The sequence below is a fragment of the Pseudomonas sp. ABa2 genome (assembly GCF_056676075.1).
In genome coordinates this window covers 2,108,367-2,131,480 of the sequence record NZ_CM155239.1, presented here as the reverse complement: position 1 = coordinate 2,131,480, position 23,114 = coordinate 2,108,367, and the positions used below count along the sequence as shown (strand labels likewise).

Genomic DNA, 23,114 nt, shown 5'->3' with positions numbered 1-23,114 from the left:
CACCTGGATAAGTCGGCTCGACCCCGGAAAAGCCAGAGCAGTTCCACGCCGGCTAGAAATCGCGCCGATAGAACAGGTCCAGGGAACTGGCCAAGCCGCTGGCGGCCTCAAGATAGAGCCTGCGGCCAAGCTGGTAGCGCAGCGCGATGGTATTGGCCGGTTCGAACACGCCGACGCCGTAGCGCAGGCTGAGGCGCTCGGTGAGGTTGCCGCTGGCCACCACGCTGGTGGTGATGCCACTGCCCTCGGTGTCGAGCTGGAAATCCTGGATGCCCAGGCTGCTGGCCAGGCTGCTGGTCAGCGAACTGCTGCCGGCCAGGCCCAGGGCCAGCGCGGCCTGGCCGAGCATGTTGTTGTCGCCGCTGCCCTGCCCCAGCGGCCGGCCCAGCACCAGGTAGGACAGCGCCTGCTCCTGGCTCATCGCCGGCTCGGCGAACACCGTGGTGCTGGGTTGCTCGGCGCTGCCGGACAGGCGGATGCCGGCGACCACCTGGTCCACCCGGCGAATCGCCTCGACGTCGAGGAACGGCTGGTCGATGGGCCCGGTGAACAGCAGGCGCGCCCGACGGATGGTCAGGCGCTGGCCGTAGGCGCGATAGCGGCCGTTCACCAGGTCCAGCTCGCCGCGGGTGTCGAGGTCGTCGCCGATATGCACGCGCCCGCGCAGGTCGGCGCTCAGGCCGAAGCCGCGGAAGGCCAGCTTGTCCTGGCCAACCTCGACATCGACATCCATGGCGATGCCCAGCGCCTCCTCCTCCAGCGGCGTCTCGCGCCCGGCCACCCGCGCATCGCCGGACAGCTTGACGGTGGAGGCCGGCAGCTCGCGCACGCTGATCTGCCCGCGCGGGATGCCGACCTTGCCGCGCACCGCCAGTTGCTGGGCGCGCAGCTGCAACTGCAGGTCCGGCTCCACTTCCAGCTCGGCATAGGGCTCGACCTTCAGCGGCAGGCGCTGGCCCCGCACGGACAGATCGCCGCTCAGCCCCTCGGCCCAGCTCAGCTCGCCGCGCAGGTTGCCGCGCCCCTGCTCGCCGCTGCGCCAGTCGCCGGCCAGCTGCAGCCGCTCGCCGGCGATCAGCGCCTGCAGCTGCAGCGCCTGCAGGCTGAGCGGCAGTTCGCTGCCGGCCAGTTCGCCGTCGTCCAGGCGCAGCTGGCCATCGACCTGCGGCGCCAGCAGCGGCCCGGACAGCGTGCCGCTGCCCTGCAGGCGCCCCTCCAGGCGCTCGGCCATGGGCACGAAGGGCCGCAGCACGGCCAGGTCGAAACCGGTCAGGCGGAACTGGCCGCTGAGCGGCTTGTGCGCCGGACGCGGATCGAGCTGCGCCTGCAGGCTCAGTTCGCCGAGACGTTCGCTGAGCAGGCGCAGCTCGCTGTCCACCCGCTGCGGGCGCAGCGTGCTGTCCAGGCGCAGGCTGGTGTAGGGGAAATCCAGCCACTCGTCCTGCTCCGGCTGGCGAATGCGCAGGCTGCCGCCGCCGGCATCCAGCAGGATGCGCCCGTTGGGGCCGCTGGCCGGCAGCTCCAGCTCGAGCCGGCCGTCGAGCCGCCCCTGCCAGGCGAAATCCGCCGGCAGCCAGGGTTGCAGGCTGGCCAGGGGGAAGTTCTCCAGGCGCAGATCCAGGCTCGGCTGCGGCGCCAGGCGCTGCTGACCGCCGCACAGGCTGGCATCGCCGGCCCGCCAGCAATGCGCGCCCAGGCTCAGCTGGCCGCTGGCCAGGCGCTGCAGCGCCGCCGGCTGTTGCAGCTGCCAGTCCTGGCCGCCGCTCTGGATGCGCCCGCTGGCGATGCGCCCGCGCCAGTCGCCCTGCTCGCTCAGGTTACCGTCCAGCGCCAGGGCCAGTTGCAGCAGCGGGCCCTGCAGATCCAGCTGCAGCGCCTGGCGCCGCGCATCGCCCTGGCCATCGGCCTGCAGGCGGCCGAGGTAGGTGTCGCCGAGGCGAATGCCGCGCGCCTGCAGCGCCAGCCTGCCCTGCTGACGGGCATCCAGGCTGGCGTCCAGCTGCAGGCGGCGCAGGCTGGGCTCGCCGAAGGCCAGGCGCTCGCCGCCGAGCTGCAACCGGCCCTGCGGCGCCTGCAGCGTACCGGCCAGTTCCAGGCTGCCCTGCACCTGACCCTGTAGGCCCCGCCAGAGCTGACCGAGGCGCGGTAACGCCAGTTGCAGCTGGCCGCGCAGGCGCTGATCCAGTGCGCCCTGTCCGCTCAGGCGGTTGTCGCCCAGACGCAGCAGCAGGCGCTGCACCTGCCATTGCTCGCCGGCGCCGGCGCCTTGTACCTGCAGCTGCGCGGGCTGGCCGCGCAGGCGCCCGGCCAGGTCGATATCGGCCTGCGCCTGCAGGCGGCCCTCGCTGAAACTGCCGCGGCTGTTCAGCGGCCCGCCGAGCCGGCCGGGCATCTCGGCCAGCCAGTAACCGGGATCCAGTTCGCTGAGCTGGAGCATGGCCTGCCAGTCGATGCCCGCGGCGAAGCCCAGCTTGAGCACGCCGTCGAGCTTGCCCTGGCCGGCCCGCAGCTGCAGTTGCGGCAGGCTGATCTGCTCCAGATCGCCGCTGACCGGGCTGCTCAGGCTGAAGGCGCCGGCCGGCCCCTGCAGCTGTCCGGCGAAGTTGCCCAGATAGTTGCCGCCGCTGTAGCTGAATTCGGCCTGCAACTGCTGCAGGCTCACCGGCGGCGCCTGCTCCAGCGGATACAGGCGCTGCCAGGGGAAGGCCTGCCAGTCCAGCTTGGCGTCGGCGGCGAAGGCCTCGCGCCAGTCGAGGCGGCCCTGCAGCTGCAGGTGCTGCTCGGCGTCGCCCTGCAGGCGCAGCAGCTCGATATCCGCGCCCAGGGCCTCGACGCGCCCGCGCAGGCGCACGGCGATCGGCGCCTGCTCGGCCGGCAGGCTGGCCTCGCCGTCGATGCGGTAGCCGCTGGCCAGATCGCCCGTGGCGCGCAGCTCCAGCTGCTGCAGGCGCAGGGTCGGTGGCAAGGCGCTGCTGGGCGCGAAGTCGCCGCTGCTCAGGCGCAGCTCGGCCGGCAGGTGCTCGGCCAGGGCCTGCACCTGGCCGACCAGGCGCGCCTCCAGATAGCCCGTGCTGTCGGCCTGCAGGGTCAGGCTGCGCTGCAGCTCGCCGCCGACCTGCAGCGCCAGCTGCCAGGGTTTGCCGTCCACCTCCGGCAACTGCAGGCGCCCGCTGACGGCCAGCGGCCAGTCGCCCTGCGGGGTCAGCTCGCCGCTGAGTTCCAGGCTGAGCTCGTCGCGGCGCAGGCTCAGGCGCTGCAACGTCACGCCCTGCTCGTTCCAGGCGGCGATCAGGCTCAGCTCGCTGAACTGGGCCTGGCCGTCGAGACGCAACTCACCCAACTGGATATCGCCCAGTTGCAGGCGCAGCGGCAGCCTCAGCTGCGGTAGGCGCAGCGGCTCGCCACTCGCCTCCCCGCTCGCGGGCAGGTTCAGCACGACCTGCCGCAGGTGCAGACGATCCAGGCACAGGCTCAGGCGCAGCAGGCAGGCCGGCGACCAGGCGAAATCCACCTGGTGCAGCTCGGCGCGCAGCTGGTCCTGCTGCCAGCGCAACGCATCGGCCTGCCAGGCCGCACCGAGCCGGCCGCTGAAGTTCTCCACCGTCAGCCCCGGCACCTGCGCCAGCAGCCAGCGGCTGCCGCCCTGGGTCCCCAGCAGGCCCAGCACGGCCGCACCGAGCAGCAGCGCCAGACTCAGCAGCCCCGCCGCCAGCCACTTGAGTGCGCGCCTCATAGTTCCGGACCCATGGAGAAGTGCAGGCGCACGCCGCCCTCGTCGTCCAGCGCATGGGCCAGGTCCAGGCGCAGCGGGCCGACCGGCGAGACCCAGCGCAGGCCGAAGCCGACGCCGGTCTTGAGGGTGGGAAAGTCCAGCGAGTTGAACGCGTTGCCCTGGTCGACGAAGGTGGCCAGGCGCCACTTGTCCGTCAGGCTGTACTGGTACTCGGCGCTGGCGGCGAACAGGTAGCGACCACCGATCTTGTCGCCGCGGTCGTTCTCCGGCGACAGGCTCTGGTAGTCGTAGCCGCGCACGCTCTGGTCGCCGCCGGCGAAGAAGCGCAGCGACGGCGGCACGCCGGAGAAGCCGTTGGTCTCGGTGCCGCCCAGTTGCACGCGGCCGAGCAGGCGATGGTTGTCCAGCACCGTGGTCAGGCCCTTGAGCATGACGTTGCCGTGCACCACGTTGGCGTCGGAGAGCACCCCGTCCACCGCGCCGGAGACATCGAACTGCAGGCGATAGCCGCGCCGCGGATCGAGGCGGTTGTCGCTGCGTAGCAGCGAATAGCTGACGCCCGGCATCAGCAGGGTGCTCAGGCCGGAGTCGTCGCCCAGACGGTACTCCTCGCGCTGCCACTTGAGCGACAGCACCCGCTGCCAGCCGCCGGCGCGCTGGCTGTGCCACTCCGGACCGAGGGTGAGCAGACGGCTGAGGCTGTCCTTGCTGGCCAGTTCCTCGTACTGGTAGCCGCCGGCCAGGCGCAGCTTGTCGGTCAACGGCGGGTCGCCGGGCATGTCGTACCACAGACCGAGGTTCTGCCTTGGCGCCGACAGCTCGGTCTCCACCCCGTAGCTATGACCCTGCGGGTTGCGCCAATGGCGCGTCCAGGAGCCGCGCAGGCGCGGCCCGACGTCGGTGGAGAACCCCACACCCAGGCCCAGGGTGCGCGGCTCGCGGGTCACCAGCGCGACCGCCACGGGAATGCGCAGCTGCTCGGCCTGGGTGGGAATGGCGTCGATGCGCACCGACTCGAAGTAGCCGCTGGACTGCAGCGCCTGGTACAGCTCGGCGATCAGCTCGGAATCGTAGGGGGTGTCCGCCTGGAACGGCACCATGCGCCGCAGCAGCGCCTCGTCGAAGGGAAAGTCGCCGCTGAAGGCGAGGTCGCCGAGGCGGTAGCGCGGCCCGCTGACGTACACCAGCTCGATATCGGCGACCCCGGCGACGGGGTCGATATCCAGGCGCTGGCGGGAGAAGCGGCCGTCGAAGAAGCCGTAGCGCGAGGCCTGGTTCTGGATCAGCCGCTTGGCGTCCTCGTAGCGGCCGTGGTGCAACACCGCGCCGGGCTGCAGGCGGCTGGCGCTGGGCAGGCGAAAGGCGGCCAGCTCGCTGGCCGGGCCTTCGATGCGGATGTCGACGTTGCGCAGGCGCACCCGTTCGCCGGGCTCCACCTCCAATACCAGGCGCGGCGTCTCGCCCTCCTCAATGCGGCTGCGGATGCGCGCCTGGTAGTAGCCCAGCGCCTGCGCGGCCTTGTCCGCCTCGGCCTCGGCGACCCGGCGCAAGCGCCGCAGCGCCTGGCCGTCGCGGCCCTCGAGGCTGCCCACGTAGCCTTCGATATTGGCCTTGAGGGCCGCATTGGCCGGGCTGATGCGCACGTCCAGCTCACCGGCGGCGAGGGCGCCGGTGCTGATCAGCAGCAGCGCCAGGCTGCGCCGGATATGTCCATATACGCTCATGGCCGGGGATGCTATCACGGAGCGGACGGCGAGCTAGAGCGGTGGAGAACGGCGGTGACAGCCAGGGTTCAGGCGCGGGCCCGCGCCACCGGTTGCGGATTGGGGTGGAAGAACACGTGCTCCACCACCGGGCCGATGGCCAGTTCGCCGATTTCCTCGTAACCCTGGCGCTTGTAGAAATCCAGGTAGCGCGCATTGCCGGTGTCCAGCACCACGCCCTGCGAGCCGGCATCCTCGGCGCACCAGTCGTGCAGCGCTTCGAGCAGTTGCTCGCCGCGGTGCTGCCCCTGGAACTCGGGATGGATGCCGAGCAGCGGCAGCACGTGATAGGGCCCCGGCGGCAGGCAGGCGAGCACCGCGTTGTGGTATTCGAGGTAGCGCTTGGTGCAGCGGAAACCGGTGCTCAGCAGCATGCGCAGACGCCAGCCCCAGCTTTCGGTGATATCCAGGCGCCGCTGCGGCGGGGCGATCAGCGCGGTGCCGATCAGCCGGTCGTCGAGCAGCAGGCCGATGGCCGGCAGCTCCTCGGCGAAGTGCTGCTGCACCAGTTCGCGCACCGTGGCCCGCACCCGCTGGTCGAAGCCCGGCCGCTCGGCCTCGAACAGGTAGGCGAAGGTCGGCTCGTGGCGGTAGGCGTGGTAGAGCAGCGAACGCACTTCACGGGCGTAGCCGCCGTCGAGCATGCGGACTTCGGCAGGAGCGTTATGGGGCATGGCGGACCTCTGTTGTTATGCGTTGTGTGGTCGGACGCGTCACAGCCAACTTAGCACCGCCGCCAGGGCCCTGCCAGGCGCTGGCCGCGAGCGCGGCGGATCGGCTAGCATCGCCTTTTGCCCAGGACTCGCCGCCCATGAAAATCGTCTCTTTCAATATCAATGGCCTGCGCGCCCGCCCCCATCAGCTGCAGGCCCTGATCGACAAGCACCAGCCGGACGTGATCGGCCTGCAGGAAACCAAGGTGGCCGACGAGCAATTCCCCGAGGCCGAGATCCGCCAGCTCGGCTACCACGTGCACTACCACGGGCAGAAGGGTCATTACGGCGTCGCCCTGCTCTCGCGCCAAGAACCGCTGAACCTGCACAAGGGCTTTCCCGGCGACGCCGAGGACGCCCAGCGGCGCTTTATCTACGCCACCTTCACCGACGCCCAGGGCCAGCCGGTGACCGTGATGAACGGCTACTTCCCGCAAGGCGAAAGCCGCGAGCATCCGGTGAAGTTCCCCGCCAAGCAGCGCTTCTACGCCGACCTGCAGCAGTTGCTGGTCGAGCGCTTCGATCCACAGCAGGCGCTGGTGGTGATGGGCGACATCAACATCAGCCCCGAGGACTGCGACATCGGCATCGGCGAACCCAACCGCCTGCGCTGGCTGAAGACCGGCAAGTGCAGCTTCCTGCCGGAGGAGCGCGAGTGGCTGGCGACCCTGAAGAACTGGGGCCTGGTCGACAGCTTCCGCCAGCTCCACCCCGAGGTGAATGACCGCTTCAGCTGGTTCGACTACCGCAGCCGCGGCTTCGAGGACGAGCCCAAGCGCGGCCTGCGCATCGACGTGATCCTCGCCAGCCAGGCACTGCAGGGCCGGCTCAAGGACGCCGGCATCGATTACGAACTGCGCGGCATGGACAAGCCCTCGGATCATGCGCCGATTTGGCTGGAACTGGGCTGAGAGGCTCTACGGCGCGCCCCAGCGCCGTCATATCACTGAAACCTGACTGACTTAATCTGCGCGGCACTCTCCATCACCCACTAGAAGGTGTCTGCCGCATGCCGCGCGCCCCGTCCGCCGTCGACCGCGACCTCTGGAGTCGCACCCTGTCCCTGCTGGTCCTCGGCTTCATCTGCTACGCCCTGCCGCTGTCGGTGTTCGCCGCCCTGCCCGCCTCGCAGGGCGGACAGCCGGTGCTGCGCCTGCAAGGCTCCAACACCATCGGCGCCAAGCTTGGTCCGGAACTGGTCAAGGGCCTGTTCGAGGCCCAGGGCCTGCGCGATATCCGCAGCGAGGCCGGCGCGGCGGAGAACGAACAGCGCCTGCTGGCGCGCCACGCCGACGGCCGCGCGGTGATAGTCGAGGTCGCCGCCCATGGCTCCGGCACCGGCTTCGCCGCGCTCAAGGACGGCACGGCGGACATGGCCGCCTCGTCGCGGCCGATCAAGGACAGCGAAGCCACCGCCCTGGCCGCCCTCGGCGATCTGCGCAGCGCGCAGGCCGAACAGGTGATCGCCATCGACGGCCTGGCGATCATCCTGCACCCGAGCAACCCCATCGCGGCGCTCGGCGTCGAACAGGTGGCGCAGCTGTTCGCCGGCGAGATCGGCGACTGGCGCGAGCTGGGCGGCAACCCCGGGGCGGTGCGTTTGTACGCCCGCGACGACAACTCAGGCACCTACGACACCTTCAAGGAGCTGGTGCTGGCACCGGGCGGACGCAGCCTCGCCGCCGGCGCCCAGCGCTTCGAGTCGAGCACCCAGTTGTCCGATGCGGTCAGCGGCGATCCGCAGGGCATCGGCTTTATCGGCCTGCCCTATATCCGCCAGGCCAAGGCGGTGGCCATCGCCGCCGGCGACTCGCAGCCGATGCCGCCAAGCACCACGCTGATCGCCACCGAGGACTACCCGCTGTCGCGCCGGCTGTTCCTCTACAACCAGCCGCAACCGGACAACCCCTGGGCCCAGGCGCTGATCGACTTCGCCCACAGCCCGCGCGGCCAGGCCATAGTCGACGCCAGCGGCTTCATCGCCCAGACGGTGCAAGCGATCCGCGTCGAACCCAGCGCACAGATGCCGGCCGGCTATCGCCAGCTGGCCGAACGGGCGCAGCGCCTGTCGGTGAACTTCCGCTTCCAGGAAGGCAGCGCCAGCCTGGACACCAAGGCCCAGCGCGACCTGGCACGGGTGCTGGACTACCTCAAGCGCCACGACAAGCTGCATAACCAGGTGGTGCTGGTGGGCTTCGGCGACGCCAAGAGCGACCCGGCCCGCGCCGAGCTGCTGTCCAAGCTACGGGCCATGGCCGTGCGCCGCGAGCTGGCCAGGCAGGGGGTGCTGTTTCGCGAGATCACCGGTCTCGGCGACGAGCTGCCGGTGGCGGCCAACAGCGAAGACCACGGGCGCATCCGCAATCGCCGGGTCGAGGTCTGGGTCTACTAGAGTTGCAAGCGGCAGGTGGAGCAAAACCGCGGCCTGGCTTGAGGCTTGCCGGGTTAAGCGCTAGCCTGTCTGAGCGTGACGCCGGGCCCCTCTGGCGGTGAGCTCTCACCGTGATGTCGGAGTCACTGAGTCGATATTCAACTCAGGCAGACATTTAGGGAGGGCTCATGGACGCTCTACTCGCCTTTTTCACCACCCCGCTGTTCGGTACCCCCGGCTGGTTCTGGCTGGCCTTTCTAGTGCTGATCGTCACCCTGCTGGTGCTCGACCTCGGCGTGCTGCACCGTGACCAGCACGAAATCGAGATGCGCGAGAGCCTGCTGCTGTATTCGGGCTACTTCAGCGTCGGCGTCGCCTTCGGCGGCTGGATCTGGTGGCAGCTCGGCGCGACCAAGGCGCTGGAGTACTACACCGGTTTTCTCGTCGAGCAGTCGCTGTCGATGGACAACGTCTTCGTCATGGCGATGATCCTCGGCTACTTCAACATCCCCCGCCGCTACCAGCACCGCGTGCTGTTCTGGGGCATCCTCGGGGTGATAGTGCTGCGCGCCATCATGATCGGCCTGGGCACGGCGCTGGTGCAGCAGTTCGACTGGATCCTCTACCTGTTCGGCGCCTTCCTGCTGTTCAGCGGCTTCAAGATGCTGCGCAGCGAGCACGAGCAGGAACATCACCCGGATCTGGCGCAGAACCCGCTGCTGCGCTTCCTGCGCCGGCATATCCGGGTCACCGACGAGCTGCACGAGGGCCACTTCCTGGTGCGTCTGAAGGACCAGGTCAGCGGCAAGCCACTGCTGCATGCCACGCCGCTGCTGCTGGCGCTGGTGCTGATCGAGCTGGCCGACCTGGTGTTCGCCGTCGACAGCGTGCCGGCGGTGCTGGCCATTTCCCAGGACCCCTTCATCGTCTACACCTCGAACATCTTCGCCATCCTCGGCCTGCGTTCGCTGTATTTCGCCCTGGCCGCGCTGATGCACCGCTTCATCTACCTGAAGTACGCCCTGGCGCTGGTGCTGATGTACATCGGCGGCAAGATCTTCCTCCACGATCTGGTCAAGGTTCCCGCCCTGCTCTCGCTTGGCGTAACCTTTGGCCTGCTGGCCGGCGGCGTGATCCTCTCCCTGCTGAGAACCCGCAACCGGGCCGGTCTCGATCGACAACAGAGTTGAAGCATGGCGGATGTACGCATAGATGAGCTGGAGCGTGGCGGCCAGCGCCTGTGGCAGGTGCGCGTCGGCCGCCGCGCGCTGACCTTTCACGAGGAGCTGGCCGCGCGCGCCTTTGCCGCGCAGTTGCACATGCGCCTCGGCTGGCTGGATCAGGCACGGAACTCCGACGACAAGGAGTCGCAACCGACATAAACGACGAGGCCCGCAGAAATGCGGGCCTCGTCCTTTTCAGCGCCTGGTTCAGCGGCTGGCTTTCATCACGTCGCGCGGCACGTACTTGCCGATCTCGTACTTGCCGATGGCGGCGCGGTGCACCTCGTCCGGGCCGTCGGCCAGACGCAGGGTGCGCTGCATGGCGTACCAGTAGGCCAGCGGGAAGTCGTTGGAGACCCCGGCGCCGCCATGCATCTGGATCGCCCGGTCGATCACCCTGAGCGCCACGTTGGGCGCCACCACCTTGATCTGGGCGATTTCGCTGGCGGCGATCTTGTTGCCGACGGTGTCCATCATGTAGGCGGCGTTGAGGGTCAGCAGGCGCGCCTGGTTGATCTCCATGCGCGAGTCGGCGATGTGGTCGATATTGCCGCCCAGGCGTGCCAGCGGCTTGCCGAAGGCGGTGCGGCTCACGGCGCGCTTGCACATCAGCTCCAAGGCCCGCTCGGCCATGCCGATCGAACGCATGCAGTGGTGGATGCGGCCCGGGCCGAGGCGACCCTGGGCGATCTCGAAGCCGCGCCCCTCGCCGAGCAGCACGTTCTCGTAGGGCACCCGCACGTTCTCGAACAGCACCTCGGCGTGGCCGTGCGGCGCGTCGTCGTAGCCGAACACCGGCAGCGGACGCAGCACGGTGACGCCGGGGGCGTCCATCGGCACCAGAATCATCGAATGCTGCTGGTGGCGCGGCGCGTCCGGGTTGGTCAGGCCCATGAAGATCATCACCTTGCAGCGCGGATCGCAGGCGCCGGAGGTCCACCACTTGCGGCCGTTGATCACCCACTCGTCGCCTTCGCGGCGGGCGTTGGCCTGCATATTGGTGGCGTCGGACGAGGCCACACCCGGCTCGGTCATGGCGAAGGCCGAGCGGATCTCGCCGGACAGCAGCGGCTCCAGCCACTGCCGCTTCTGCGCCTCGTTGCCGTAGCGCACCAGCACCTCCATGTTGCCGGTGTCCGGCGCGGCGCAGTTGAACGGCTCCGGGCCGATCAGCGAGCGACCCATGATCTCGGCCAGCGGCGCGTACTCGGTGTTGCTCAGGCCGGCGCCGTAGTCCGACTCGGGCAGGAACAGGTTCCACAGGCCCTCGGCCTTGGCCTTGTTTTTCAGCTCTTCCATGATCGCGGTGGGCTGCCAGCGGTCGCCCTCGGCCACCTGCCGTTCGAACACCGCTTCGGCCGGGTAGACGTGCGCTTCCATGAACGCCGTGACGCGCTCACGCAGCTGTTGAACCTTGGGGGAGTAGGCGAAATCCATGGGGGCTACCTTCTTGGCTGTGCGGTTGTGGAAAAGATGCTAGAACAGCGCCTAAGATTTATCGAACCTATTTTTAGCGTGTATGAACATTCATAACCGATATATGATCGATTGATATCGACAGCCCTGGAGCGCATCCGGCATGAACCTGACCAAGGTGGATCTGAACCTCTTCATCGTCTTCGACGCCATCTACACCGAGGCCAACCTGACCCGTGCCGGGCAGATCGTCGGCATCACCCAGCCGGCGGTGTCCAACGCCCTGGCCCGCCTGCGCGAGACCTTCAACGACCCGCTGTTCGTGCGCACCGCCCAGGGCATGGTGCCGACGCCGATGGCGCAGAACATCATCGGTCCGGTGCGCAACGCCCTGCAGCTGCTGCGCGTATCGGTGCAGGAGAGCCGCACCTTCAACCCGCAGCAGGCCAACAAGACCTACCGCATCAGCATGACCGACCTCTCCGAGCAGATTCTCCTGCCGCCGCTGTTCCAGCGCCTGCGCCGCCTGGCGCCGAACGTGTGCATCGAGAGCTTTCTGGCCAAGCGCCGCGAAACCACCAAGGAGCTGGCCGCCGGGCGCCTGGACTTCGCCGTCGACGCGCCGCTCAACACCGACCCGCAGGTGCGCCACGTCAAGCTGCTCGATGACCGCTACGTCTGCGCCATGCGCCCGGGCCACCCGCTGGCCAAGGACAAGATCAGCCTCGACGAGTACCTGTCGCTGACCCACATCCATATTTCCAGCCGCCGCAGCGGTCTGGGCTACGTGGATCTGGCCCTGGGCAAGATGGGCATCCAGCGCAAGATCGCCCTGCGCTCGCAGCACTACCTGATGGCCAGCAGCGTGATGCTGCAGACCGATATGGTGATCACCGTGCCGGAGCGCTTCGCCCGCCGTCATCACCTGCATCACGTGACGCTGCCGGTCGGCGACGTACCGGCGCTGGAAACCCATCTGTACTGGCACGAAAGCACCGATCAGGACCCGGCCAACCGCTGGATGCGCGAGCAGATGATCGAGCTGGCCCAGCAGGTCACCGCGCAGGAGAAGAAGGCCGAACAGGCCCCCGCCGCCTGAGTCAAAGGTGGTAAACGCAAGAAGGCCCGCAGATGCGGGCCTTCTCGTTTCGGGCGGGAGGGCAAATCAGCGAGCGAGCTGGCCATCCAGCGACAGCTTGCCGGCGCCTTCGACCAGCACCGCCAGGCTCATCGCCATCAGCGCCAGGGCGAACTCGTAGCCGTTGTTGCTCATGAAGAAGCCGTGCTGCAGGTGCACGGTGACGATGGCCACCAGCATGGTCACCGCCAGCACCGCGGCCGCCGGGCGCGCCAGCAGGCCGACGATCAGGGCGAGACCGCCGAAGAACTCGGCGCTACCGGCCCCCAGCGCCATCAGGTAGCCCGGCGTCAGGCCGATGCTTTCCATCCACTGCGCCACGCCGGCCAGACCATAGCCGCCGAACCAGCCGAACAGCTTCTGCGCGCCATGAGCGGCGAAGGTGATACCGGCGACAATGCGCAGGATGGTGATGCCGAAGCCGGCCTGGGTGGCGGTGATGCTCTTGATCAGGTTGTTCATTACAGCGCTTCCTTCGTGTGTGAGAGTTGATGGCGCACAGAATAACCAATTAATTCGATTTAAAAACAGCAAAAAACCACTAATTAATATCGAATTGATAGATAGCTAGTTGGCCGTCAGCCGCTGTCTTTGCGGTTCGAGCAGATAGCGCTCACGGTCATAAGCAAGGTAGTACTTATTCACCGCATTCACATAACTCACCACGCCCATGCCCATCTGCTCCATGGCCACACGCTCGACCTGGAAGAACCACTGATTGGGATTGAGGCCCCGCCTGCGTGCCTCGGCGCGCAGGCTCTGCACCCGCTGCGGGCCGAGGTTGTAGCCCGCCAGGATGAAGGCCATGCGTTCACGCTCGTTGAGCTGCGGGCTGTTGAAGAAGGTGCGGCGGATCATCGCCAGGTACTTGCTGCTGGCCAGCACATTGCCGTCCAGGCTGGCGATATTGCTCACGCCGACGGCGCGCGCCGCCGCTGGGGTGATCTGCATCAGCCCGGTGGCACCGCTGGCGCCGCGCGCCGAGGGGTTGAGGGTCGACTCCTTGAACGCCAGCGCCGCCAGCAGCAGCCAGTCGAAGCCCTGACGCTCGGCATGCTGCTGCAGCACCGGGCGCACCCGCTCCAGGCGCTGGCGCTCGGTGCGGCCGAGCGGCGAATGGACCTTGTACAGACGCCGGTAGACGCGCTGGAAGGCGGCGTCCTGGTCGGCCGGGCTCTGGTAGCCGCTGAAGAAGCGGTCGATGCTGGCGCGCAGCATCGGCGCATCCGGGCGCACGAACCAGCTCATGTCGCCGTCACGCGCCAGCACCAGGTGCCTGTCCACCCTGAGCTTGGGCATCACCTTGGCCCAGCGCTCGGCGATCGGCAGTTCCACCGCGGTACGCTCGAAGATGCCGGCCTGGACCATTTCCAGCACGTCCTCCACCGCCAGACTGGGGTCGACCCACTCCACCACGATCGGCGGCAGCTTGCGCGCCGCCAGTTGCTGGTTGACCTTGCGCAGCGCCTCGCCCACCGCGCTGCCGGCCGGCAGCGACAGGCTGCGCCCGGCCAGTTGTTCGAGGCTGCGGTAATGCCGGTTGCCCTGCTTCGCCACCAACACCAGCGGCACCTCGCGACGGATCGCCGCGCTGGCGCTGACGTCGCGCCCGGCACGCACGTTGAGCAACTCGCCCGGCGCCACCAGATCGCCCTCGCCGCGCTGCAGGGCGCCGAGCAGCTGGTCCTTGGCCTTGGGGATAATCTTCAGGCGCAGGCTGCGGCCGTCGCGGGCGTTGCGGTTGAGGTACTGCTCGAAGGCGCGCAGGCGGTGGTACTCGACGCCGATGCTCTGGCCCTTGACCGAGCCCGAGCTGTTGCGGCTCTGGTTGACCAGCACGCGCAGCTCGCCGCTGCTGCGGATCGCCGGCAGGTCGCGGGCGCTGCGGGCCTGACTGCCGACTTCCGGCGGGCCGATCAGGCGCGCGCTGGCCGGTAGCGGCAGCAGGGCCAGCAGGCACAGGATCAACAGCAATCGCGACATCGATTCTCCAGGGATGGGCGGCAGGCCGCCGGACTCAGAGCACAACCCGCGAAACAAGTTCCCAAGCTTCGCGCGGGGCGCGGAGGGTCGCACAGCTGGCGCCGGCGGCGCCAGCCCGCAACCTTGCATCAATCTTAAAAAGCGTCGCCAACTTATTGTTTCTAATTGCCTTTCTGACGAACGGAATGCTTCTGCTATGCTCCCCCTTCGCCCAGACCAGGTGGCACCATGCAACTCATCGATATCGCCGTCAATCTGACCCACCCCAGCCTCGCCGCGCAGGCCGAAGCCCTGCTCGAGCGCGCCTACGCCGCCGGCGTCTGCCAGATGCTGCTGACCGGCACCAGTCTGGCCGAAAGCGAAGCCAGCCTGGCGCTGTGCCGACGGCTGGACGGCAGCGGCGAGCGACTGTTCAGCACCGCCGGGGTACATCCGCACGACGCCAGCAGCTGGAACGGCGCCAGCGCCGACAGGCTCAAGGCCCTGCTGGGCGAAGCCGAGGTGCGCGCGGTGGGCGAATGCGGACTGGACTTCGACCGCGATTTCTCCCCCAGACCGCTGCAGGAGAAGGCCCTGGAGCAGCAGCTGGCGCTGGCCGCCGAGCTGAATATGCCGGTGTTCCTGCATGAGCGCGAGGCCAGCCAGCGCCTGCTGGAGATACTCCGCGATTTTCGCGACCGGCTGCCGGCGGCGGTGGTGCACTGCTTCACCGGCGAGCGCCAGGCGCTCTACGCCTATCTGGATCTCGACCTGCATATCGGCATCACCGGTTGGGTCTGCGACGAGCGCCGCGGCACCCACCTACATCCACTGCTCAAGGACATCCCCGGCGGCCGTCTGATGCTGGAGACCGACGCACCCTTCCTGCTGCCGCGCAGCCTGCGACCCAAGCCGAAAAACGGGCGCAACGAGCCGGCCTTCCTTGGCGAAGTGCTGCGCGAGGTGGCGCTGCACCGCGGCCAGAGCCAGGCGCAGCTGGCCGCCGAAACCACTGCCTGCGCCCGCGCCTTCTTCGCCCTGCCGCCACTGGCGGAGCGCGCCGCAGCGGAGTCTTGATCCCGGTCAACACTTGTGCCCCGGGTCTCGACGACACTGCTGGCATTTGGCCAATAGCGGCTGTCTTACACGGACACTACAAAGCATGGGCGCCTGGATCAGCGATATTTCCCTCAAGTACAAGTTCTGGGCGGTCAACGCCGTGGCCTTCGCCACCAGCCTGCTGCTGGTGCTGTTCGCCCTGCATACCGAACAACGCGCACGCGCCGTCGATGCCCGCCAGGCCGCGGCCGAGCAGGCGCGCCTGCTGGCGCACTGGCCGGCGCAGGCGGCGCTACCGGCCCTCGCGCAGTTGCACACGCTGGAAGATGGCGAACGCCTGCCCGGCGCCCTGGGTCAGGCCGACGCCAGCGGCTGGCAGGCGCTGGCGCACGATCCCTGGCTGAGCGAATCCCTGCTGATCGGCGCGCAGCTGGCGACCCTGAGCGACGGTCGCCGCATGGCCCTGCTGACCCGCGCGCCCGGCCTGCGCCAGCTGTTCGCCGAGCACGCACTGGCCTACGCCGGCGCCGTGGCCGGACTTATGCTGCTGCTTCTGGCCGCCTCGCAGCTGCTGATCCGCTTTTTGCTCAGCCACCTCAACACCCTCAAGGACGTGATGCTGCAGGTAGAGCGCAGCGGCGACCTGGCCCTGCGCGTGCCGCTGGAGGGCCGCGACGAGGTCGGCCAGATGGCCGCCGCCTTCAACGCCATGCAGGCCGGCTACCAGCGTGTGGTCGGCACCGTCGGCCAGGTCGCCGCCGAACTGGACAGCGGCACGCGCAGCATGGCCGAGCGCATGGGCGCGGTGCGCCAGGGCATGCTCGACCAGCAGAGCGAGACCGACCAGGCGGCCACCGCGATCAATGAGATGTCGGCCACCGTGCAGCACATCGCCGAACACGCCGGCAGCACCCGCGACCAGTCGCACAACGCCGACCAGCTGGCCCGCGAAGGCCAGGCCGCGGTCGGTCGCGTCGAGCAGTCCATCGCCGGGCTGTCGCGCGGCGTGCAGCAGAGCGCCGGTACCATCGAGCGCCTGGCCGAGGACAGCCAGCACATCAACCGGGTGGTCGGGGTGATCCACGGCATCGCCGAGCAGACCAACCTGCTGGCGCTCAACGCCGCCATCGAAGCGGCGCGTGCCGGCGAGATGGGCCGCGGTTTCGCCGTGGTGGCCGACGAGGTGCGCAACCTGGCCAAACGGGTGCAGGACTCCACCGACGAAATCACCCAGATGATCGGTCACCTGCAGGCCGGCACCCGCGACGCCGTGGAGTTCATGCGCGAGAGTTCCGACAGCGCCAACCATTGCGTGCAGCTGGCGCAGGAAGCCGGCGAGGCGCTGGCGGCGATCACCGCCGCGGTGGCGCTGATGCGCGACAGCAATACCCAGATCGCCGTGGCCGCCGCCCAGCAGAGTCAGGTGGCCGAGGAGATGAGCCGTTCGGTGGTGGGCATCCGCGACGTCACCGAGCAGACCGTCGGTCAGACCCTCGACTCCGCCGCCACCAGCCAGCAACTGGCCGAGCTGGCCGGCGAGCTGAGCCAGGCGATCCGCCAGCTGCGCCTGTAACCTATCTGCGCCATAGCCAGGGGCAATTCGCCGGGGCCCAGGCGGCCGGCCTAGACTCGTTGCATGACCCAGAGGAATGCAGCATGAGCAAACGCCGCCCCAACCTGCTGGCCTGGCAATGGCGCCACTACGCCGAGCAGCACCGGCACCCGACCAACCTGCTGCTGCACCTGCTGGCCGTGCCGCTGTTTCTGCTGTCGGCCGCGCTGTTGCTGATCGGCCTGTGGCGCCTGGGCTTCGTACCCCTGGCACTGGGCGCCATCGGCCTGCTGGCCGCCCTCGCCCTGCAGCGCCAGGGTCACCGCTTCGAGCAGCAGGCGCCGGAGCCCTTCGCCGGCAAGCGCGATGCGGTCAAACGCCTGCTGCTGGAACAGTGCGTGACCTTCCCGCGCTTTCTCTTCAGCGGCGCCTGGTGGCGCGCCTGGCGCCGGCGCAAGCGGCACTGACTCAGCCGAATACCGTCACCGTCTGCCGGCTGATGGCGATCAGCTCGCCCGCCGGGCTCCACAACGCCGCGGCGATATGGCCGTAGCCGTCGCGGGCGTGCTCGATCTCGGCGCGGTACAGGCACCAATGCTCGGTGCTCAGCTCCCGCAGCGGCTGGACGAACTCGATGGTCCAGGTCAGCGAACTGCCCGGCGCCGGGCTCTTCAAATGCGGCAGCACCGCCGGCGGCCAGGCATCGACCAGCGCCAGCAGATGCGCCTCGCTCAGTGCCTGCGGCTCGGTCTCGCCGTGCAGACGTACCCAGCCGCCCATCTGCCGCGAGGGGTTGTTGGTGAAGGGCATGCCGCCGATGCCCCAGCGCATGGCCAGGAAGCGAGTGAACTCGGGGGTGACGCCGCGCAGGTACGGCAGCTCCTGGCAACGCTCGGCCGGCTCGATCTGCGGTGCCGGCAGCGGCGCCACGTCGATGGCCGAGGCGCGCGCGGCGCCGAAACTGCCCTGCACCATGGTCACCACCTGGCCGTCCTGCACCGCGCGCAGGCACAGCTGGCTGACCGCCTTGCCCTCGCGCAGCACCTCGGCCTGGAAGCTCACCGGCACGTCCGCCGCCACCGGGCCGACGAAGGTGATGGCCAGCGAGCGCACCGGGCGCCCCGCCGGCACCTTGGCGCGCATGGCCTCGAAGGCCAGCGCCGCCACCAGGCCGCCGAAACTGGCGCGCCCCTGGCCCCAGAGCGGCGGAATCACCAGCGCCTCGGGGTTGCCGCGCACGGCCTGCAGCAATTCGGAAAAGGTCATAGCCACCTCGCAAACGATAGATGGCGTCAATCTTAGGGGATGGTGGAGGCCGAACGATAGGCCGAAAGGATGGTTATTCGGCCATAGTTCCGGCGAAAATGTCGCCTTATTTCTCCAGCAGGAAGTCGCCATGCAGCGCCAGCAGCGCCTCGTCCGCGCGCCGTTCGGCTGCCGCCTGGGCCTGCAACCAGGCCGCGCGGCAGGGCTGCAGGGCCTCGCTGGAATCGCTCTGCGCCAGCCATTGCAGGTGATCGTGCCAGTCGCCCAGCTCGCTCTGCGCGCGCTTCAACCGACCCTGCGCCGCGGCGTCCAGGCCGCTATGCAGCGGATAGGCCTCGGCGGCGTAACGCACCCGCTTGATCAGCAGGCGCAGGCGGTGGCGGTCGTGCGCCGGGTCGCGCAGGGCACGCGCCAGCTGGCGCTGCTGACGGCGCAAACGGCGGCGGATGCGCTTGCCCACGCCGCGCAGCTGGCCCTCGGCTGCGGCCTGACGCCAGTTGCCCGGCCAGGCATCGAGCAGCAGCAGCAAGTCGGCCAGCTCGCGACTGGCGGCGACGACGGCATGTCCGGCGACCCGCCGCGCCTCGCCGGCCTGGGCCAACTCGCTCAGCCCCAGGCGACGCAGCTCGACCGTCAGCACCTCGCGGTCGCGCAACGGCCCGCTGAGGCGCCCCAGCACGGCGGCGCCCTGCTCCAGCGCGTCCACCGCCGGCAAACCGCGCAAGGGTCGCAGCAGGCTGCGCAGCTGGCGCAGGGCGATACGCAGATCGTGCAGGGCTTCCGCGTCGGTGGCACCTGCCAGACGCGCCTGGCAGGCGTACAGACGCACCTGCAACGCCAGCACCCGGGCCAGAATCCGCTCGACGAACCCCTTCATACGCACGTCCCCTTACTCGGATCGGTCATTCACCACTGCCGGACCTAGGGTGGATGAAAAGAGCGTCGTCCACCCTAAGTGATACCGGCGCGTAGCGTATCGCGGGGCCGCCCAGGCCATGCGCACCGGGCATCCCGTCGCTCGCGGTGCGCACGGCGCACCCCAGGTGATTATTGCGAGACCGCGCCCTAGCGCAACAGGCGCCAGGGCAAGGCCCTGCGCAACTCACCCAGCGCCTGGCGCAGGGCCGCCCGCGAGGGGGGCTGGCCGGCGTAGCGCTGGGCCTCGAAACAGCGGGAAAAGGCCTGGATCGCTGCGGCCTGGGCCGGGAGTTCGCGACCCGCGCGCTCGGCGAAGGCACGCGGCCCCTCGCCCGCCTGGCGCCGCACGCCGTGCCGCGCCAGCAGCTGCTCGAAGCGGCGGAAGGCCTGGCGCTGTGGGTCGCGACGCTGCTGCCAGGGCCTCAGCAACCACAGCGCCAGCAGGCCGAGCAGCAGCGTGCCGCTGCCGACCAGGGCCAGCGCCAGGCGCTGCCAGTCGAGGCTGCCGAACCAGCGCTGCAGCAGCCGCAACTGCTGCTCGCCCTGGTAGCCCAGCACCCAGCGCTGCCAGCCGTAGTTGAGGTTTTCCCAGTTCAGGCGCAACTGGTTGAGCCAGGCCAGTTCGCGGTAGCGCAGCGGCGAGAAGGGTTGGTCGTCGAGAAAACCGTCCTCCTCGGCCAGCGCTTCCTCCAGGCCCTGCTCGATGCGCTCCGGAGCCACCTGGAAGGTGGGATCGACGCTGCGCCAGCCGCGGCCCGGCTGCCAGTACTCGACCCAGGCGTGGGCATCGAACTGGCGCACCTGGATGTAGTTGCCGCCGGGGTTGAGCTCGCCGCCCTGGTAGCCGGCCACCACCCGCGCGGGAATGCCGGCGGCGCGCAGGACGAAGGTCATGGCACCGGCGTAGTGGGCGCAGAAGCCGCGGCGGGTGTGGAACAGGAAGTCGTCGATGCTGTCCGCGCCCAGCGGCTGCGGCCGCAGGGTGTAGACGTAGGGCTCGCGGTTGAAATGCTGCAGCAGCGCGGCGACCAGCGCATCGGCCTGCGGATGCTGACGCTGCAGCTCGGCGGCCCAGGCGCGGCTGCGCGGATCGCCCTGCTCGGGCAGTTGCAGCGCGCGGCGCAACGCCGGCGGTTCGGCGTCCGCCTCGCGCAGTGCCTGCGGCCAGGAGCGCACCTGGTAGAGCAAGGGGCGATCCACCGGGCGCCGCCGCTGCCAGCGGAAGTCGCTCATCATGCGGCCTTCGTCCTGCGCCAGCTCGCCGACGTCGAGGGCGAACAGCCAGGGCTTGCCGCTGGGCTGCATGACGATGCTGTAGTCCAGCGGCTCGCCCGTCTGGCGCCATTGCGGCGCCACGGGCAACTCGGCGTAGCTGGATTGCGACCAGCGCCGGCCATCGAAGCGCTCCAGGGTCAGGGCGCGCCAGTACAGCTGATCGCGCGGCGGCACCGGGCCGTCGAAGCTGGCACGAAAGGCCAGCGCCGAGGAGCGGCTGAGCTCGGCGATATCGGCCGGCGCCATGCTGTCGGACAGGCCGGTGACGCCCTTGTCGCTGGGCAGCGGCAGCGACCACAGCGGGCCCATGCGCGGGAAGAACAGAAACAGCATGACCATCAGCGGCAGCGCCTGCAGCAGCAGGCCGCCGGCCAGGCGCAGGGTCGGCCAGGGCCGCTCGGCGAAACCGCTGTGCTGCAGCCCCACCAGCGCGGCGAGCAGCGCGGTGACCGGCAGCAGGCTGTACAGCGCGGCGAGGATGCCGTCGTCGAACAGGTAAGCGGTCACCACGCAGAAGAAGCCGAGGAAGATCAGCACCAGGGCGTCGCGCCGGCTGCGCATCTCCACCAGCTTGAGGACGAAGGTGGCGATCAGCAGCACCACCGCCGCGTCCAGCCCCACCAGGGTGCCGCGCGACAGCAGGATGCCGGCCAGCACCAGCAGCATCAGGCCGCCCTTGGCCCAGCCGTTGGGGTAGCGCGCGCGCATGCGGAAGATCTGCACGCGCCAGGCGGCGGCGCCCAGCCACAGGGCGATCATCCACAGCGGCAGGTGCACCAGGTGCGGCAGGATCACCAGCACCTGGGCCACCAGCAGCCAGGTCAGGGCGATGCGCGGAATGCCCGGCAGTGTGCTCATGCCGGTTCACCGAACAGCGCCAGGGCGCGCAGGCAGGCGTCGCGATGGCCTTCGCCGGAGTCCGGGGCGATCACCTGCCCCGGCAGCTGCAGGCCGAACGCCTGCTGCCGCTCGGCCAGTTGCAGCACCCAGTGGCAGAGCAGCGACAGGCGCAGCTCCGCATCGCCGCCCAACTGCTCGAAGTCCAGCCACAGGTCGCGCCCGCCGAGCATGGCGAACTCCTTGACCAGCAGGCCCTGGCCGCGCGAATAAGCCTTCCAGTCCAGGCGCCGCTTGGAGTCGCCCGGCTGGTAGTCGCGCAGGCCCTGGAAATCGTCGGCGCCCTGGCCGCGGGCGCGCATGCCCTCCTCGTCCTCGGCGCCCAGGCCGGCGGCCAGCGGCAGCGCGCCCTCCAGCGGCCGCGGATAGACCAGCACCGCCTGATCCAGATCGACCCAGCTCCAGGCCACCAGCAGGCCGAGGGGAAAGCGGCTCTCCACCCGCAGCCGGCCCGGGCGCAGCCAGCCGCGGCGCTGCGCCGGCAGGCTCAGTTCCAGCTCGGCCTGGCCCTGGCGCGGCACGTCGCGCGCCAGCAGCTCGGCCGGCGGCCAACCCAGGGCCACGGCCTGGTGCTCGCGCTCGCGGCTTTCCAGACGCACGCGAAAGCGCGCCTGCTCGCCGACGAACACCGCCCCGCCACCGCCGGCCTTGAGCACCAGCCCGGCCAGGTTGCGATAGGTGTGCAGGATGGCGACCACGAACACCGCCATCAGCAGGAAGGTCAGACCGTAGGCCAGGCTGTTCTGGTAGTTGATGCCGACCAGCAGCATCAGCAGCAGGGCCAGGCCATAGGCGGCGCCGACCCGGCTGGGCAGGATGAAGATGCGCCGCTGATTGAGGCGCACGCTGGCCGCCGGCGGAATGCGCCGCGCCAGCCAGCGGCTCCACAGCGGTTTCAGCGCGGCGCGCATCAGAGCGCCGGCACTTCGCGCAGCAGCCACTGCACCAGGCTGCCGCCGCCATGGCCGGTGGGGTCGGCGCGCTCGCGCAGGCGGTGGCCGACCACCGAGGGCAGCACCGCCTGCACGTCCTCGGGGATCACGTAGTCGCGCTCGGCCAGCAGCGCCCAGGCCCGCGCCGCGGCCAGCAGCGCCAGGCTGGCGCGCGGCGACAGGCCCCAGGCGAACTGCGGCTGGCTGCGGGTGGCCTCGACCAGGCGCAGCACGTAATCGATCAGCGCATCGCTGGCGCGCACCTTGGGCACCTCGGCCTGCAGCCGGGCCAGCTCGGCATGGTCGAGAATCGGCTGCAGCCGCGGCAACAGCTCGCGCCGCGCGTCGCCCAGCAGCAGCGCCTTCTCCGCCGCCTGGGCCGGATAACCCAGCGACAGGCGCATGAGGAAGCGGTCCAGCTGCGATTCCGGCAGGGCAAAGGTGCCGCCGCTGCTCACCGGGTTCTGCGTGGCGATGACGAAGAAGGGTTCGGGCAGTGGCCGGGTGGCGCCCTCGATGGTCACCTGGCCCTCCTCCATGGCTTCGAGCAGCGCGCTCTGGCTCTTCGGCGTGGCGCGGTTGATCTCGTCGGCCAGCACCAGCTCGGCGAAGATCGGCCCGGGGTGGAAGACGAACTGGCCACTGTCCTTGTCGAACACCGAGGTGCCGAGGATGTCGCCGGGCAACAGGTCGGAGGTGAACTGGATACGCTGGAAGCTCAGCCCCAGCACCCGCGCCAGGGCATGGCTCAAGGTGGTCTTGCCCATGCCGGGCAGGTCTTCGATCAGCAGGTGACCGCGCGCCAGCAGGCAGGTCAGCGCCAGGCGCACCTGCGCCTCCTTGCCCAGCAGCACCTGATTGACCGAGTCCAGGCAGGCGTCCAGTTTGCTTCGCAT

At 69.4% G+C, this 23,114-nt stretch carries 19 protein-coding genes; 8 read left to right on the top strand and 11 right to left on the bottom strand.

The window, feature by feature from the left end:
• Positions 1-52: 52 nt before the first annotated feature.
• From AC1G9C_RS10490 to AC1G9C_RS10480, 3 genes are all read right to left on the bottom strand, one after another.
• Positions 53-3,733, bottom strand: a complete 3,681-nt coding sequence (locus AC1G9C_RS10490) for a translocation/assembly module TamB domain-containing protein (protein ID WP_480410128.1) — start codon at positions 3,731-3,733, stop codon at positions 53-55.
• Positions 3,730-5,457, bottom strand: a complete 1,728-nt coding sequence (locus tag AC1G9C_RS10485) for an autotransporter assembly complex protein TamA (protein ID WP_457790549.1) — start codon at positions 5,455-5,457, stop codon at positions 3,730-3,732. Before AC1G9C_RS10485 ends, AC1G9C_RS10490 begins: the two co-directional genes overlap by 4 nt.
• Positions 5,458-5,525: 68 nt before the next feature.
• Entirely contained in the window at positions 5,526-6,170 is a 645-nt protein-coding gene (locus AC1G9C_RS10480) for a GNAT family N-acetyltransferase (protein ID WP_480410127.1), read from the bottom strand.
• Positions 6,171-6,307: 137 nt separating this feature from the next.
• Between AC1G9C_RS10480 and xthA the strand changes: the two genes are divergently transcribed.
• The 4 genes from xthA to AC1G9C_RS10460 all read left to right on the top strand — a co-directional run bounded on the left by xthA (position 6,308) and on the right by AC1G9C_RS10460 (position 9,962).
• A complete protein-coding gene (gene xthA / locus AC1G9C_RS10475) occupies positions 6,308-7,120 on the top strand; it encodes an exodeoxyribonuclease III (RefSeq protein ID WP_480410126.1) in 813 nt (270 codons plus the stop codon).
• A 98-nt stretch (positions 7,121-7,218) separates the two neighbouring features.
• Entirely contained in the window at positions 7,219-8,601 is a 1,383-nt protein-coding gene (locus AC1G9C_RS10470; RefSeq protein WP_480410125.1) for a substrate-binding domain-containing protein, read from the top strand.
• 167 nt (positions 8,602-8,768) lie between these two features.
• A complete protein-coding gene (locus AC1G9C_RS10465) occupies positions 8,769-9,770 on the top strand; it encodes a TerC family protein (protein ID WP_480410124.1) in 1,002 nt (333 codons plus the stop codon).
• 3 nt (positions 9,771-9,773) lie between these two features.
• Complete coding sequence (locus tag AC1G9C_RS10460) at positions 9,774-9,962, top strand: hypothetical protein (RefSeq protein ID WP_021446005.1); 189 nt, start codon at positions 9,774-9,776, stop codon at positions 9,960-9,962.
• A 48-nt stretch (positions 9,963-10,010) separates the two neighbouring features.
• Here the strand turns inward: AC1G9C_RS10460 and AC1G9C_RS10455 are convergent, their stop codons facing one another.
• Positions 10,011-11,240, bottom strand: coding sequence for an acyl-CoA dehydrogenase (locus tag AC1G9C_RS10455; RefSeq protein WP_021446006.1), 1,230 nt, complete (start codon positions 11,238-11,240; stop codon positions 10,011-10,013).
• Positions 11,241-11,382: 142 nt separating this feature from the next.
• On the opposite strand from AC1G9C_RS10455, the gene AC1G9C_RS10450 reads away from it, so the two are divergent.
• Complete coding sequence (locus tag AC1G9C_RS10450) at positions 11,383-12,318, top strand: LysR family transcriptional regulator (protein WP_021446007.1); 936 nt, start codon at positions 11,383-11,385, stop codon at positions 12,316-12,318.
• A 66-nt stretch (positions 12,319-12,384) separates the two neighbouring features.
• Here AC1G9C_RS10450 and AC1G9C_RS10445 read toward each other — a convergent pair whose 3' ends face one another.
• Both AC1G9C_RS10445 and AC1G9C_RS10440 read right to left on the bottom strand, forming a co-directional pair.
• Positions 12,385-12,819, bottom strand: a complete 435-nt coding sequence (locus tag AC1G9C_RS10445) for a DoxX family protein (RefSeq protein WP_021446008.1) — start codon at positions 12,817-12,819, stop codon at positions 12,385-12,387.
• A gap of 105 nt (positions 12,820-12,924) precedes the next feature.
• Positions 12,925-14,340: an MltF family protein gene (locus tag AC1G9C_RS10440; protein WP_480410123.1), complete on the bottom strand. Its 1,416-nt coding sequence runs from the start codon at positions 14,338-14,340 to the stop codon at positions 12,925-12,927.
• Between the two features lie 228 nt (positions 14,341-14,568).
• Here AC1G9C_RS10440 and AC1G9C_RS10435 point away from each other — a divergent pair, with 228 nt between their 5' ends.
• From AC1G9C_RS10435 to AC1G9C_RS10425, 3 genes are all read left to right on the top strand, one after another.
• A complete protein-coding gene (locus AC1G9C_RS10435) occupies positions 14,569-15,396 on the top strand; it encodes a TatD family hydrolase (protein WP_480410122.1) in 828 nt (275 codons plus the stop codon).
• 85 nt (positions 15,397-15,481) lie between these two features.
• On the top strand, positions 15,482-16,951 hold the full coding sequence (locus AC1G9C_RS10430) for a methyl-accepting chemotaxis protein (RefSeq protein WP_480410121.1): 1,470 nt from the start codon (positions 15,482-15,484) through the stop codon (positions 16,949-16,951).
• Between the two features lie 83 nt (positions 16,952-17,034).
• Positions 17,035-17,397: an Mpo1-like protein gene (locus tag AC1G9C_RS10425; protein WP_480410120.1), complete on the top strand. Its 363-nt coding sequence runs from the start codon at positions 17,035-17,037 to the stop codon at positions 17,395-17,397.
• 1 nt (position 17,398) lies between these two features.
• Here AC1G9C_RS10425 and AC1G9C_RS10420 read toward each other — a convergent pair whose 3' ends face one another.
• From AC1G9C_RS10420 to AC1G9C_RS10400, 5 genes are all read right to left on the bottom strand, one after another.
• A complete protein-coding gene (locus AC1G9C_RS10420) occupies positions 17,399-18,196 on the bottom strand; it encodes an acyl-CoA thioesterase (RefSeq protein ID WP_480410119.1) in 798 nt (265 codons plus the stop codon).
• Between the two features lie 106 nt (positions 18,197-18,302).
• Entirely contained in the window at positions 18,303-19,073 is a 771-nt protein-coding gene (locus tag AC1G9C_RS10415; protein ID WP_480410118.1) for a CHAD domain-containing protein, read from the bottom strand.
• Between the two features lie 188 nt (positions 19,074-19,261).
• Positions 19,262-21,247, bottom strand: a complete 1,986-nt coding sequence (locus AC1G9C_RS10410) for a transglutaminase TgpA family protein (protein ID WP_480410117.1) — start codon at positions 21,245-21,247, stop codon at positions 19,262-19,264.
• Positions 21,244-22,197: a DUF58 domain-containing protein gene (locus AC1G9C_RS10405; protein WP_480410116.1), complete on the bottom strand. Its 954-nt coding sequence runs from the start codon at positions 22,195-22,197 to the stop codon at positions 21,244-21,246. The genes AC1G9C_RS10410 and AC1G9C_RS10405 overlap by 4 nt, the downstream gene beginning before the upstream one ends.
• Positions 22,197-23,114 carry an AAA family ATPase gene (locus AC1G9C_RS10400; protein ID WP_397487650.1) on the bottom strand — a complete coding sequence of 306 codons (918 nt, stop codon included), beginning with the start codon at positions 23,112-23,114 and terminating at the stop codon, positions 22,197-22,199. The genes AC1G9C_RS10405 and AC1G9C_RS10400 overlap by 1 nt, the downstream gene beginning before the upstream one ends.

Excerpts from the sequence above, each read along its gene's own strand:
- AC1G9C_RS10485 (WP_457790549.1), bottom strand. The coding sequence starts at position 5,457 with ATGAGCGTATATGGACATATCCGGCGCAGCCTGGCGCTGCTGCTGATC.
- AC1G9C_RS10465 (WP_480410124.1), top strand. The coding sequence starts at position 8,769 with ATGGACGCTCTACTCGCCTTTTTCACCACCCCGCTGTTCGGTACCCCC.
- AC1G9C_RS10455 (WP_021446006.1), bottom strand. The coding sequence starts at position 11,240 with ATGGATTTCGCCTACTCCCCCAAGGTTCAACAGCTGCGTGAGCGCGTC.
- AC1G9C_RS10480 (WP_480410127.1), bottom strand. The coding sequence starts at position 6,170 with ATGCCCCATAACGCTCCTGCCGAAGTCCGCATGCTCGACGGCGGCTAC.
- AC1G9C_RS10405 (WP_480410116.1), bottom strand. The coding sequence starts at position 22,197 with ATGCGCGCCGCGCTGAAACCGCTGTGGAGCCGCTGGCTGGCGCGGCGC.
- xthA (WP_480410126.1), top strand. The coding sequence starts at position 6,308 with ATGAAAATCGTCTCTTTCAATATCAATGGCCTGCGCGCCCGCCCCCAT.
- AC1G9C_RS10445 (WP_021446008.1), bottom strand. The coding sequence starts at position 12,819 with ATGAACAACCTGATCAAGAGCATCACCGCCACCCAGGCCGGCTTCGGC.
- AC1G9C_RS10450 (WP_021446007.1), top strand. The coding sequence starts at position 11,383 with ATGAACCTGACCAAGGTGGATCTGAACCTCTTCATCGTCTTCGACGCC.
- AC1G9C_RS10430 (WP_480410121.1), top strand. The coding sequence starts at position 15,482 with ATGGGCGCCTGGATCAGCGATATTTCCCTCAAGTACAAGTTCTGGGCG.
- AC1G9C_RS10420 (WP_480410119.1), bottom strand. The coding sequence starts at position 18,196 with ATGACCTTTTCCGAATTGCTGCAGGCCGTGCGCGGCAACCCCGAGGCG.
- AC1G9C_RS10410 (WP_480410117.1), bottom strand. The coding sequence starts at position 21,247 with ATGAGCACACTGCCGGGCATTCCGCGCATCGCCCTGACCTGGCTGCTG.
- AC1G9C_RS10490 (WP_480410128.1), bottom strand. The coding sequence starts at position 3,733 with ATGAGGCGCGCACTCAAGTGGCTGGCGGCGGGGCTGCTGAGTCTGGCG.
- AC1G9C_RS10425 (WP_480410120.1), top strand. The coding sequence starts at position 17,035 with ATGAGCAAACGCCGCCCCAACCTGCTGGCCTGGCAATGGCGCCACTAC.
- AC1G9C_RS10440 (WP_480410123.1), bottom strand. The coding sequence starts at position 14,340 with ATGTCGCGATTGCTGTTGATCCTGTGCCTGCTGGCCCTGCTGCCGCTA.
- AC1G9C_RS10470 (WP_480410125.1), top strand. The coding sequence starts at position 7,219 with ATGCCGCGCGCCCCGTCCGCCGTCGACCGCGACCTCTGGAGTCGCACC.
- AC1G9C_RS10460 (WP_021446005.1), top strand. The coding sequence starts at position 9,774 with ATGGCGGATGTACGCATAGATGAGCTGGAGCGTGGCGGCCAGCGCCTG.
- AC1G9C_RS10435 (WP_480410122.1), top strand. The coding sequence starts at position 14,569 with ATGCAACTCATCGATATCGCCGTCAATCTGACCCACCCCAGCCTCGCC.
- AC1G9C_RS10400 (WP_397487650.1), bottom strand. The coding sequence starts at position 23,114 with ATGCGAAGCAAACTGGACGCCTGCCTGGACTCGGTCAATCAGGTGCTG.
- AC1G9C_RS10415 (WP_480410118.1), bottom strand. The coding sequence starts at position 19,073 with ATGAAGGGGTTCGTCGAGCGGATTCTGGCCCGGGTGCTGGCGTTGCAG.